The organism is Venatorbacter sp. C2-1 (assembly GCF_022832715.1).
GTDB lineage: Bacteria > Pseudomonadota > Gammaproteobacteria > Pseudomonadales > Oceanobacteraceae > Venatoribacter > Venatoribacter alkanivorans.
This window is the reverse complement of record NZ_CP094879.1, coordinates 2944282-2957500: the sequence shown is the minus strand read 5'-3', so window position 1 is coordinate 2957500 and position 13219 is coordinate 2944282. Positions and strand designations below refer to the sequence as shown.

Annotated in this window: 8 protein-coding genes and 3 rRNA genes (1 of these 11 cut by a window edge); 8 read left to right on the top strand and 3 right to left on the bottom strand. The window is 51.8% G+C overall.

Annotation, left to right across the window (positions count from 1 at the left end; translation table 11 throughout):
* From MT343_RS13230 to MT343_RS13215, 4 genes are all read left to right on the top strand, one after another.
* Nucleotides 1–260, top strand: a 16S ribosomal RNA gene (locus MT343_RS13230) (it extends 1275 nt beyond the left edge of the window).
* 216 nt (nt 261–476) lie between these two features.
* Nucleotides 477–3365 (top strand): 23S ribosomal RNA (locus tag MT343_RS13225).
* Between the two features lie 151 nt (nt 3366–3516).
* Nucleotides 3517–3632: ribosomal RNA gene (gene rrf / locus MT343_RS13220) — 5S ribosomal RNA — on the top strand.
* Together the 16S, 23S and 5S rRNA genes form the textbook arrangement of a ribosomal RNA operon.
* A 135-nt stretch (nt 3633–3767) precedes the next feature.
* The gene (locus tag MT343_RS13215; protein WP_243989401.1) at nt 3768–5153 is read left to right on the top strand and encodes a DEAD/DEAH box helicase; all 1386 of its coding nucleotides are present in this window, start codon (nt 3768–3770) and stop codon (nt 5151–5153) included.
* Nucleotides 5154–5209: 56 nt separating this feature from the next.
* Here MT343_RS13215 and MT343_RS13210 read toward each other — a convergent pair whose 3' ends face one another.
* The 3 genes from MT343_RS13210 to map form a co-directional block, all read right to left on the bottom strand.
* A complete protein-coding gene (locus MT343_RS13210) occupies nt 5210–6052 on the bottom strand; it encodes a pirin family protein (protein WP_145469981.1) in 843 nt (280 codons plus the stop codon).
* A gap of 100 nt (nt 6053–6152) precedes the next feature.
* The gene (gene glnD / locus MT343_RS13205) at nt 6153–8846 is read right to left on the bottom strand and encodes a [protein-PII] uridylyltransferase (protein ID WP_145469982.1); all 2694 of its coding nucleotides are present in this window, start codon (nt 8844–8846) and stop codon (nt 6153–6155) included.
* Nucleotides 8847–8849: 3 nt separating this feature from the next.
* On the bottom strand, nt 8850–9629 hold the full coding sequence (gene map, locus MT343_RS13200; RefSeq protein ID WP_145469983.1) for a type I methionyl aminopeptidase: 780 nt from the start codon (nt 9627–9629) through the stop codon (nt 8850–8852).
* Nucleotides 9630–9999: 370 nt separating this feature from the next.
* On the opposite strand from map, the gene rpsB reads away from it, so the two are divergent.
* The 4 genes from rpsB to frr all read left to right on the top strand — a co-directional run bounded on the left by rpsB (nt 10000) and on the right by frr (nt 13208).
* A complete protein-coding gene (gene rpsB, locus MT343_RS13195; RefSeq protein WP_145469984.1) occupies nt 10000–10749 on the top strand; it encodes a 30S ribosomal protein S2 in 750 nt (249 codons plus the stop codon).
* A gap of 84 nt (nt 10750–10833) precedes the next feature.
* The gene (tsf, locus tag MT343_RS13190; RefSeq protein WP_145469985.1) at nt 10834–11688 is read left to right on the top strand and encodes a translation elongation factor Ts; all 855 of its coding nucleotides are present in this window, start codon (nt 10834–10836) and stop codon (nt 11686–11688) included.
* A 225-nt stretch (nt 11689–11913) separates the two neighbouring features.
* Nucleotides 11914–12648, top strand: a complete 735-nt coding sequence (gene pyrH / locus MT343_RS13185; protein WP_145469986.1) for a UMP kinase — start codon at nt 11914–11916, stop codon at nt 12646–12648.
* 2 nt (nt 12649–12650) lie between these two features.
* Nucleotides 12651–13208, top strand: a complete 558-nt coding sequence (frr, locus tag MT343_RS13180) for a ribosome recycling factor (RefSeq protein ID WP_145469987.1) — start codon at nt 12651–12653, stop codon at nt 13206–13208.
* Nucleotides 13209–13219: the final 11 nt, after the last annotated feature.

Sequence of the window (13219 nt, the reverse complement as noted above, 5' to 3'; positions counted from 1 at the left end):
TCACAAAGCCGGTCGTAGTCCGGATTGGAGTCTGCAACTCGACTCCATGAAGTCGGAATCGCTAGTAATCGTGAATCAGAATGTCACGGTGAATACGTTCCCGGGCCTTGTACACACCGCCCGTCACACCATGGGAGTGGGTTGCTCCAGAAGTAGATAGCCTAACCTTCGGGAGGGCGTTTACCACGGAGTGATTCATGACTGGGGTGAAGTCGTAACAAGGTAGCCCTAGGGGAACCTGGGGCTGGATCACCTCCTTAAACGATACTTCAGTCGTCTCAGTTAAGTGCTCACACGAATTGCTTAAATGCTTTTACACGAACCCTCGTGGTTTTGTGTTGTTCTTTAAAAATTAGGATACATGAGAATTGAGATTCTCAAGCGAACTTGCAGTTGCTTGGCGATAGCAATTAACTCCACACCATAAAGTTTTGTTCTTCATAGCTTGTAAGAACTGAAACGGTTTGGGGTTATATGGTCAAGTGACTAAGCGTGCACGGTGGATGCCTTGGCATCTGGAGGCGATGAAAGACGTAGTAGCCTGCGATAAGCTTCGGGGAGGTGGCAAACAACCTTTGATCCGGAGATCTCTGAATGGGGAAACCCACCCGTCATAAGGCGGGTATCACACACTGAATACATAGGTGTGTGAGGCGAACGCGGAGAACTGAAACATCTAAGTACCCGCAGGAAAAGAAATCAACCGAGATTCCCTAAGTAGTGGCGAGCGAACGGGGACCAGCCCTTAAGCTGTTTTGTGGTTAGTAGAACGCTCTGGAAAGTGCGGCCGTAGTGGGTGATAGCCCCGTATACGAAAACCTATAAGCAGTGAAAACGAGTAGGACGGGACACGTGATATCCTGTCTGAATATGGGGGGACCATCCTCCAAGGCTAAATACTCCCAGATGACCGATAGTGAACCAGTACCGTGAGGGAAAGGCGAAAAGAACCCCTGTGAGGGGAGTGAAATAGATCCTGAAACCGTGTACGTACAAGCAGTGGGAGCCGACTTAGTTCGGTGACTGCGTACCTTTTGTATAATGGGTCAGCGACTTAATGTTAGTGGCAAGGTTAAGCGAATAGCGGAGCCGTAGGGAAACCGAGTGTTAACTGCGCGTATAGTCGCTAGCATTAGACCCGAAACCGGGCGATCTATCCATGAGCAGGTTGAAGGTTGAGTAACATCAACTGGAGGACCGAACCCACTACCGTTGAAAAGTTAGGGGATGACTTGTGGATAGGAGTGAAAGGCTAATCAAGCCCGGAGATAGCTGGTTCTCCTCGAAAGCTATTTAGGTAGCGCCTCGTGTCTAACCATGGGGGGTAGAGCACTGTTAAGGCTAGGGGGTCATCTCGACTTACCAACCCTTTGCAAACTCCGAATACCCATGAGTTCAATCACGGGAGACACACGGCGGGTGCTAACGTCCGTCGTGAAAAGGGAAACAACCCAGACCGTCAGCTAAGGTCCCAAAGTTACAGTTAAGTGGGAAACGATGTGGGAAGGCTAAAACAGCTAGGAGGTTGGCTTAGAAGCAGCCACCCTTTAAAGAAAGCGTAATAGCTCACTAGTCGAGTCGGCCTGCGCGGAAGATATAACGGGGCTCAAACTGTACACCGAAGCTACGGATGCAATTTATTGCATGGTAGAGGAGCGTTCTGTAAGCCGTTGAAGGTCAAGGTGTGAACCAGGCTGGAGGTATCAGAAGTGCGAATGCTGACATAAGTAACGACAAGGGGAGTGAAAAACTCCCCCGCCGGAAACCCAAGGGTTCCTGTCCAACGTTAATCGGGGCAGGGTTAGTCGGCCCCTAAGGCGAGGCTGAGAAGCGTAGTCGATGGGAAGCGGTTTAATATTACCGCACCTCTTTATAGTGCGATGGGGGGACGGAGAAGGCTAGGCCAGCACGGCGTTGGTTGTCCGTGTTTAAGGTGGTAGGCAGAGGACTTAGGCAAATCCGGGTCCTTAATGCCGAGAACTGATGACGGTGACTCTACGGAGTCCGAAGTGGTCGATGCCATGCTTCCAGGAAAAGCCTCTAAGCTTCAGCTATAAAGAGACCGTACCCCAAACCGACACAGGTGGGTAGGTAGAGAATACCAAGGCGCTTGAGAGAACTCGGGTGAAGGAACTAGGCAAAATGGCACCGTAACTTCGGGAGAAGGTGCGCCGGTTTTGGTGAAGGACTTGCTCCGTAAGCTGAGACCGGTCGAAGATACCAGGTCGCTGCAACTGTTTATTAAAAACACAGCACTCTGCAAACACGAAAGTGGACGTATAGGGTGTGACGCCTGCCCGGTGCCGGAAGGTTAATTGATGGGGTTATCTTCGGAGAAGCTCTTGATCGAAGCCCCGGTAAACGGCGGCCGTAACTATAACGGTCCTAAGGTAGCGAAATTCCTTGTCGGGTAAGTTCCGACCTGCACGAATGGCGTAATGATGGCGACACTGTCTCCACCCGAGACTCAGTGAAATTGAATTCGCAGTTAAGATGCTGCGTTCCCGCGGCTAGACGGAAAGACCCCGTGAACCTTTACTATAGCTTCACAGTGAACTTTGAATTGGCTTGTGTAGGATAGCTGGGAGGCTTTGAAGCAGAGACGCCAGTCTTTGTGGAGCCAATCTTGAAATACCAGCCTGGTCAATTTGGGGTTCTAACTCTGGTCCGTTATCCGGATCGAGGACACTGTGTGGTGGGTAGTTTGACTGGGGCGGTCTCCTCCCAAAGAGTAACGGAGGAGCACGAAGGTCGGCTAATCCTGGTCGGACATCAGGAGGTTAGTGTAATGGCACAAGCCGGCTTAACTGCGAGACAGACACGTCGAGCAGGTACGAAAGTAGGTCATAGTGATCCGGTGGTTCTGTATGGAAGGGCCATCGCTCAACGGATAAAAGGTACTCCGGGGATAACAGGCTGATACCGCCCAAGAGTTCACATCGACGGCGGTGTTTGGCACCTCGATGTCGGCTCATCACATCCTGGGGCTGAAGCCGGTCCCAAGGGTATGGCTGTTCGCCATTTAAAGTGGTACGCGAGCTGGGTTTAGAACGTCGTGAGACAGTTCGGTCCCTATCTGCCGTGGGCGTTTGAGATTTGAGAAGAGCTGCTCCTAGTACGAGAGGACCGGAGTGGACGAACCTCTGGTGTTCCGGTTGTCACGCCCGTGGCATTGCCGGGTAGCTACGTTCGGACAGGATAACCGCTGAAAGCATCTAAGCGGGAAACCTCCTTCAAGATGAGATCTCACTGGAACTTCGAGTTCCCTGTAGGGCCCTGGAAGACTACCAGGTTGATAGGTCAGGTGTGTAAGTGCTGTGAGGCATTGAGCTAACTGATACTAATTGCCCGTGAGGCTTGACCATATAACACCCAAACCCGGTAAGGGTTGATTGAATACGACAAGCAACTGCTTGTTCGCTTGAGAATCTCTTCACTTAACAGTGACTCATGTATCCGCCCTAATTTGAAGTCATGTCGCAGAACGCGTAAGACGACCAGCTTCATAAAGGTTTGCTTGACGACAATAGAGCTGTGGAACCACCTGAATCCATTCCGAACTCAGAAGTGAAACGCAGCATCGCCGATGGTAGTGTGGGGCTTCCCCATGTGAGAGTAGGTCATCGTCAAGCTCTTATTCTAAACCCCCGTCAGCTGAGCTGGCGGGGGTTTTTCTTTGTCTGAAGAAAATACCTGCAATAACTTAAACGGTGGTGATGCCTGGCTTTTGTTATACTGCAGCTTCGTTTACACGTGAGAGTAATCCCTTGTTTGCCAATATCGAATTTAATGCCCGTCTGCTGACCGGCCTGGAACAGCTTAATATTTCTACCCCGACTGAAGTTCAGGAGCTGATGCTTCCTTTGGCACTGGCTGGAAAGGATGTTCAGGTCTGTGCGGAAACCGGTAGTGGTAAAACACTGGCTTATCTGTTGCCGATCATGGAGCTTTTGCTGAATAAAGCAGCGGCGCCGAATGCCGGGACCCGTGCACTGGTCATGGTTCCAACGCGGGAGCTGGCCCGTCAGGTCTTTAAAACGGCTCAGCAATTCGCTGATCTGACTCATCTGAATGTCGGCTTGCTGACTGGCGGTGATGAATTCAAATATCAGGCCGCTGTGTTGCGTAAAAACCCGGAAATTATTATTTCTACACCGGGTCGTCTGGTTGACCATATCAAACGTGGTACGGCGGAACTTAAGGATCTGGAGTTTCTGGTTCTGGATGAAGCAGACCGCATGCTGGACATGGGCTTTGCTGAAGACATGAATCTGGTGGTTTCGCATGCCAATAAAGATCGCCAGACCTTTATGCTGTCTGCGACTCTGCGTCATGAAGGTATTGGCCGTATTGCTCGTGCCATGCTGCGTGAGCCGGAAGTAATCACCACCCATACTGTGCAGGATCAGCATGAGTATATTCGCCAGCAACGCATTCTGGCGGATGACAATGCCCACAAAGACCGCTTGCTGGTGTGGTTGCTGGCCAATGAGACTTACGATAAAGCCATTATCTTTGTGAATAAGCGCATTGAAGTGCAGCGCCTGAACGAATTTCTGCGTCGTCACCGTAACGGTATTGCTATGTTGCATGGCGATATGACCCAGGACGAGCGTAACTATGTGATGCAGTCTCTGCGTGAAGGTAAGCGCAACATTCTGATCGCCACCGATGTTGCAGCACGTGGTCTGGACGTTGAAGGGATGGATCTGGTGATTAACTACGATCTCGCGCGTAAAGGTGATGAATATGTTCATCGTATCGGTCGCACGGGCCGTGCCGGAAAAACCGGTTTGGCCATCAGTCTGATTGCTGCCCATGAGTGGAATCTGAAAGCTTCTATCGAGCGGTATTTACAGCAGCTGATGGAATCCCGTGAAATTCCGGAATTAAAAGGCAGCTATCGCGGTCCGAAAAAACTGAAGTCATCCGGCAAGGCTGCCGGAGCCAAGAAAAAGCCAAAAGCCGGTAAAAGAACAGCGGCGGCTAAAGGTTCCGGGGCTAAAGGTGCCGGAGCTAAAGGCAGTAAGAAAAATGTGTCAGAGAAAAAGAAACTGGGTCCGCGTCCAAGTCGCCCGAAAGCAACAGGAACACTGATGGATTCTGAAGGTTTTGCTCCTATTAAGCGTAAAAAACCATCTCCGGATGCATAGAATGTAAAAGGGCCCCTGGGGCCCTTTTTTATTGTCTGTTTTCTGAGAGATGGCGTTCAGTCGCGGCCAAAGCGTCCGGCATTGTAATCCTGAATAGCCTGTTCAATCTCTTCGATGCTGTTCATTACGAAAGGTCCGTAGTGGACGATTTTTTCTCCGATGGTGTTGCCACTCAACAGCAGAAGTTTTGTGTCACTCTGTGCATTCAGGATGAGCTGTTCACCTTTGCCAAATACCAGTAATGACTTTTCTGGTGCCAGCGGCTGTGTCTGTAATTGCCCCTGATACACAAAAGCGACGACATTCTGCTCTGCTGGTGTCGGCAAGCTGAGTGAGCTGCCGGCAGGTAATTCAATATCCAGATAACCGGCATGAGCGGCGAGATCCGTCAGTGGTCCCTGAATGCTGTTGCCTTCTATCTGCCACTGACCGGCAATCACCCGAACCTGCATACCATTGCCTTGAGTAATCAGCGGAATTTCTGCAGCGCTGACATCACGGTATTTCGGTTCCTGCATTTTGTCTTTGGCGGGAATGTTGATCCACAGCTGGAAACCATGCAGCTGTTGCATTTCACGGGCAGGCATTTCGCTGTGAATCACTCCGCGACCGGCGGACATCCATTGGGCACCGCCGCTGTTGATCATGCCGCGGTTGCCCATGTGATCGCGGTGTTCCAGGCTGCCATGACGCAGGTAGGTCAGGGTTTCCATGCCACGGTGCGGGTGTGGCGGAAAGCCACCGATAAAATCATCCGGGTTATCGGAAGAGAGTTCGTCGAGCATCAGAAAAGGGTCGGCTACCGGCTGATCGAACAGGGCGACGCGGCGGATTTTTACACCATCGCCATCGGAGGTCGGGTGACTGGGAATAATGTGTTGCAGTTGGCGTTCGTTCATCGGATATCTCCTTGCACCTTTTTCAGATGTATTTATCAGAGATACTCTAGCCTGAGTCCGGTCGAAAAAAGAGCGCTATTTTTCGACCGAACCTTTCGAGTTATACGGCAGATTGTGCCTCTACCTGCTCTTCCAGACCGTGGATGATGGCATCTTTCAGTTTGTGGCATTGTTCAGCATCGGAGAATGGCTGACCATTAGCATCGAGAATAAAGAAAATATCTGATACCCGCTCACCTTCCGTCAGAATTTTTGCGCCCTGCATCTGCGCACCGAACTCGGCAAAGATGGCGCCCATGCGCGCCAGTAAGCCCGGTCGGTCGGCGGCAATCACTTCCAGTACCGTACGTTGCATTACCGGGTCATTACTCATGGAAACCTGGGTTTCCACCTGAAACTGTTTCAGCGCACGCGGTGTACGGCGCTGAATAATGGTGGAGTAGTCTTCCGGATGTGACAGGGCTTCGATCAGGGTGGCGCGGATTTTTTCTATGCGCTGCGGGTCCTCAATCGGTTCGTTGTTTTCATCCAGTACGATGTAGGTGTCGACGGCATTATGTTCCTGCTCGGAGGTCATAATGCGGGCATCCTGAATATTCAGATTCAGCTGATCCAGTGTCGCGGTTGTGGCTGCGAATAAATTCAGCTGATCCTTCATAAAAATAAAGATCTGCGTCGCGCCTTCAAACTGACGGTCTGATGTCGGACGAATGGAAACCAGCGGTTTATTACTGCTGCCGTGGGCGTGAATTTCCAGTGTCTGCCAGACAATATTATCGATCCCTTCGCGCAGGAAATAATCATCACCGGGTTCGCCCCAGATCTGCAGAATACGTTCTTCGCTGAGACCTTTGGCGGTGAGCTTGCTGATGGCTTCCTGCTGAATTTCTTCGATCCAGTCTTCTTTATTAATTGGATTGCCAAGACCGCGACGCAGCGCAGCCTGAGTATTGCGGTACAGGTCACGCATCTGTTCTGCGCGCCAGCTGGTCCACAGTTTCGGATTTGTACTGACAATATCGGCAACGGAAATCAGATACAGCAGATCGAGGTGGTTCTGGTCGCCCATTTCCAGCGCGAACTGGTGAATATCATCCGGATTATTCAGATCCAGACGCTGTGACGCCTGTGACATCGTCAGATGCGATGCACACAGCCAGGCCACCATATGGCTGTCGGTCGGGCGTAAATTATGTTGGCGGCAGAAAGCGGCAGCAATATCGCCGCCATTGGCGGTGTGATCGCCTTCAATACTTTTGCCGGTATCGTGCAGCAGGGCAGCCAGATACAGAATTTCTTTTTTCTGCACTTTATGAATCAGGCGCGAGGCGATCGGGAAACGCTCGCGCACATCGCCAAAGCGCAGGTGACGCAGAAAACGCATCATGCGGAAGCTGTGTTCATCGACGGTATAAATATGAAACAGGTCGTGTTCCATCATGCCGATAATATGGCCGAACTCCGGAATATAACGGCCCAGAATACCGTAGCGCATCATACGTGACAGCTCACGGACTACGCGTGAACGGTTGCGCATCAGCTGCATAAAAATCTGATTGTGTCCGGCGTTGGCGCGGTATTCATCATCGATCAGATTACGGTGATCACGCAGGGCGCGGATGGTATCGGAGTGAATGCCTTTGGCCTGCGGTGTTTTGGCCATCAGCAGGAATACCTGCAGAAGCCAGCCCGGTTCGCGCTTGAACAGATCTTTGTCGATTAACTGCAGATAGCCATTACAGAGAACGAAATATTCATTCAGGGTTTCTATCTCATTGACCTTGTCGCATTTCATAAAGTCTTCATTGAAATGCAGCAGTAACAGGTCGGACAGTTCGGTCGTTGCCAGCTGGTTGCGGTAGAAGCGCGACATAAAGCGCTCTACGCCCAGTAACTTTTTATCGTCAGCAAAGCCGAGTAATTCGGCGATTTCGCGCTGCAGGTCAAACAGCAGACGGTCTTCCTCGCGACCGGCGAGCATATGTAGGGCGTAGCGTACCTGCCATAAAAAATGGCGGCTGCGCTCCAGACGCTCAAACTCAAACGGTGTCAGAAAGCCTTTGTCCTGCAGGGCGAGCAGACTGCCCTGGCCAAAGTGGCGCATGGTCACCCAGGTAATGGTCTGGATATCGCGCAATGCACCGGGAGAGTTTTTAACATTGGGTTCGAGGTTGTATTCCGAATCGTTGTGCTTGCGGTGACGTGCCTGCACTTCCTGCCACTTGGCATTAAAGAATGCCTGAGCGGGCCAGATTTTATCGGCGGAGGTCGCCTGTTTCAGCAGCTGGTGCAGCTCGGTATCGCCAGCCAGTGAGCGGCTTTCCATCATATTGGTGATGATGGTGAGATCTTTTTCGGCTTCGCTGACGCATTCATCCAGCGTGCGCACGCTGTGGCCAACATCCAGCTTCAGATCCCACAGCAGGGTGATAAAGCCCTGCAGGGCCTCGCTGTTGGCATTAATGGCTTCTTCATTGCGCGCGAGGAGCAGTACATCAATATCGGAATGAGGATGAAGTTCACCTCGGCCGTAACCACCTACCGCGACGAGAGCCAGATCGGTGGCGGGTAAGCGGCTGTTCTGCCACAGACACTGCAGTATCTGATCAATCAGCCGGGCCCGCAGCGGTACCAGTGTGCTGGCATCCAGCGTGGCGCGGAAATAAGCGTGGGCTTCTTCCTGAATACGCTTCAGGACTGGCTTGACCACCGGCAGCGGAGAAACCGCAGCCTGCAGATCAGCCAGTAACTGCTGCGAGTCGATCGACGGTAACGCAGGCGCCACAGCATCCATGGATTATTGTCCGAACCGGGTTTCTTCCTGACGACGGGTCAGCACTTCTGCGCCGGTTTCCGTTACCAGAATGGTGTGCTCCCACTGGGCAGACGGCTTGCGGTCTTTGGTGACCACGGTCCAGCCATCTTTCATCAGCTTATTAAAACGGGTGCCCTGATTGATCATTGGCTCGATGGTAAAAATCATACCGGCTTTCAGCTCCAGACCTGTGCCCGGACGGCCGTAATGCAGTACCTGAGGATCTTCGTGGAAGACAGTACCAATGCCGTGACCGCAGTACTCGCGTACGACGGAATAGTGGTTGCTTTCGGCGTGCTGCTGAATCGCATGGCCAATATCCCCCAGGCGGGCGCCGGGTTTGACCAGATCGATACCCAGGTACAGACACTCCTGAGTAATTTCCACCAGGCGCTGGTTGGCCGGACTGGCTTCGCCGACAAAGAACATCTTGCTGGTGTCGCCGTGGTAACCATCTTTGATGACGGTGATATCGATGTTAATGATGTCGCCTTTCTTCAGGATCTTGTCATCACTCGGAATACCGTGGCAGATCACCTGATTGATTGAGGTGCAGATAGACTTCGGAAAGCCGCGGTAATTAAGCGGTGCGGGAATGGCCTGCTGAACATTCACAATGTAGTCATGGCAGATGCGGTCCAGCTCACCGGTAGAAACGCCGGGTTTTACATATTCACCGATCATTTCCAGAACTTCAGCCGCCAGACGGCCGGCAACGCGCATTTTCTCGATGTCCTCAGCGGACTTGATGATGACACTCATGGGGAGTTGTTTACCTGTTCATCAGACTTGGTTAAGCGGCCATTGTACTGGTTGTGGCCGCGGTATTGAACCAATGGTCTTCATAGTTAGCTTTAATCAGAAATTGCGCCTGTCGTTTGTGATGCTCAGCGGCGGCCGGGGCGTTTCGGATTACGTGGCGGAGGCCGTCGTCAGGTTGTTTTGTGCTGGCGTTGGCTGGGTAAAAGTGGTATAAAGCGCCCGCGAAAAAATCGCCGTGAAACGGACTGATCCGTTCCATGTAAATGACACACACGTATCACAACGTTGATCCGGGGTGCCCGGCCAGAGATGGCAAGGGTCGGAGAGATGGGTACGTGGAGGCCTAACCCAACTTATTAAGGTAGTTATCATGGCACAAGTAAGCATGCGTGACCTGCTGAAAGCAGGCGTACACTTCGGTCACCAGACCCGTTACTGGAACCCGAAAATGGGCAAGTACATTTTCGGCGCCCGCAACAAAATTCATATCATCAACCTGGAGCACACCGTTCCTGCGCTGAACGACGCGCTGAAACTGGTTGAGTCTATGGCTGCCCGTAACAACAAAGTTCTGTTTGTTGGTACCAAGCGCGCTGCAGGTAAGATCATGAAAGAGCAGGCTGAGCGTTCCAGCATGCCTTTCGTCGCACACCGCTGGTTAGGCGGTATGCTGACCAACTACAAAACCATCCGTCAGTCTATCAAGCGTCTGCGTGACCTCGAAGCGCAACAAAACGATGGTACTTTCGAACAGCTGACCAAAAAAGAAGCTCTGATGCGTACCCGTGAAATGGAGAAGCTGGAGCGTTCTATCGGTGGTATCAAGGAAATGGGCGGTCTGCCGGACGTACTGTTCGTGATCGACGTTGACCATGAGCGTATCGCTGTTCAGGAAGCCAACAAGCTGGGTATTCCGGTTATTGGTGTGGTTGATACCAACTCTAACCCTGACGGTATCGATTACGTTATCCCAGGTAACGACGATGCTATCCGTGCTATCCAGATCTACGCTTCTGCAATCGCAGACGCCGTACTGGAAGGCAAGCAGCAAAATGGTGTGGCTGCAGACGAATTCGTCGAAGTAGCAGAAGAAGCGCCGGCACAGGAAGCAGCTGAGTAATCTCAGACGCTCGGAAAAAGGGGGCTTGCCCCCTTTTTTTTAGGTGCAATTTACTGACAAGTTAACTGATAGAGGATTACACACATGGCAAATATTTCTGCTGCTCAGGTTAAAGAACTGCGCGAACGTACCGGTCTGGGCATGATGGAGTGCAAAAAAGCACTGACTGAAACCGACGGTGATATCGATCTGGCGATTGAAAACCTGCGTAAAAACTCTGGTCTGAAAGCAGCTAAAAAAGCAGACCGTGCTGCTGCTGAAGGTAAGCTGCGTATCGAAGTTAAAGATGGCGTTGCTTTCGTTGTTGAAGTTAACTCTGAAACTGACTTCGCTGCCGGCGATGCAAACTTCTCTGCTTTTGCTGACACTGTTCTGGCCAAACTGGTTGCTACCAAAGAAACTGACGTTGCCAAACTGATGGAAGGTGAACTGGAAGAAGCCCGTATGGCTCTGGTTCAGAAAATCGGTGAAAACATCACTGTACGTCGTCCGTCTGTTCTGGAAGCTCCGGTTCTGGGTGCTTACCTGCACTCTAACGGTAAAGTGGGCTGTATCGTTGCCCTGACCGCCGGTGATGAAGAACTGGCTAAAGACATCGCAATGCATGTAACTGCTGCTAACCCACGTGTTGTGCGCGCAGAAGATATGCCTGCTGAAGTTGTTGAGAAAGAAAAAGAAATCATCAAGGCTCAGCCAGATATGGCTGGTAAGCCAGACGAAATCGTCGAAAAAATGATGGTTGGCCGTATCAACAAGTTCCTGAAAGAAAACAGCCTGCTGGATCAGCCGTTCGTTAAGAACCCGGAGCAGACTATCGCTCAGCTGGCTAAAGCGGCCGGTGCTGACGTTGTTTCCTTCCTGCGTCTGGAAGTAGGTGAAGGTATCGAAGTTGAGAAAGTAGACTTCGCTGCTGAAGTTGCTGCACAGCTGAAAGGCTGATTGTAAGCACGGGGTAGGATAACCAGCGGTTGAATACCCTATGATATGCCGGGCTCGCCCGGCATATTTGTATTTGACGTCAGGCAACTAACGCGGTTGTCTGGTGTCTGTTGATACGCCAAGTATCAGCGGCGGTTTGTGCCGCAGGGCGGGGTGCCCATCCCGTAACGCAACAGTCAGGCGGGTCTGCCTGTTGCCGAGTTTATTATCTATCTGGAGATCTCCATGGCCGAGCAAAAAAGTCCCAAGTACAAACGCATTCTGCTGAAACTCAGTGGTGAGGCCCTGATGGGCGAGCTGGATTTTGGTATCGATCCCAAAGTACTCGACCGCATGGCACTTGAGATCGGCCAGCTGCGTGGTATTGGTGTACAGATCGGTCTGGTGATTGGCGGCGGCAACCTGTTCCGCGGTAAAGCGCTGAGCGAAGCCGGACTCGACCGTGTTGCCGGAGATCATATGGGCATGCTGGCAACGGTTATGAACGCGCTGGCCATGCGCGATGCTCTGGAGCGTGCCAATATGCCGACCCGCGTTATGTCGGCCATCCCGATGAGTGGCGTGGTTGACCACTACGATCGCCGCAGTGCCATCCGCGCGCTGGAAGGTGGTGATGTGGTGATTTTCTCTGCCGGTACCGGTAACCCGTTCTTCACCACCGACTCCGCAGCCTGTCTGCGTGGTATCGAAATTAATGCCGATGTTGTTCTGAAGGCAACCAACGTCGATGGTGTGTATACTGCCGACCCGAAGAAAGACCCGAATGCCGAAAAATACGACTGCCTGACCTATCAGGAAGTGTTGGAAAAACAGCTGGGTGTTATGGATTTAACCGCGATCTGTCTTGCCCGTGACCATAACATGCCACTGCGTGTTTATGATATGAATGAGCCCGGAGTGCTGGCCCGCCTGATGACAGGTGGCGATGACGGCACCCTGATCGTGAGTGAGGAAAAATAACGATGGTTAACGATATTAAAAAAGACGCCGAAGAGCGCATGGATAAAAGTCTGCAGGCGATGCTGGAGTCTTTTAAAAAGATCCGTACCGGCCGTGCTAACCCGGCCATTCTGGACGGTGTAATGGTCGACTACTACGGTACGCCGACTGCGATTTCTCAGGTTGCTAACATCATTGTTGAAGATGGCCGCAGCCTGGCGATCAACCCATGGGAAAAGAACCTGGTGCCACAAATTGAGCGCGCCATTCTGAAATCTGACCTGGGTCTGAATCCGGCGACCAACGGTGACACCATTCGTCTGCCAATGCCTGCCCTGACCGAAGAAACCCGTAAAACCTATATCAAGCAGGCCCGCGCTGAAGCCGAAAAAGGCCGTGTTGCGATCCGTAATATCCGTCGCGATGCCAACGGCAAAGCAAAAGATCTGCTGAAAGAAAAACTGATTTCTGAAGACGAACTGCGTGGCAGCGACGATCAGATTCAGAAACTGACCGACAAGTTTATTGCCGACGTGGATGCCGCACTGGCAACCAAAGAAAAAGACCTGATGCAGGTATAAACCGGCAAATT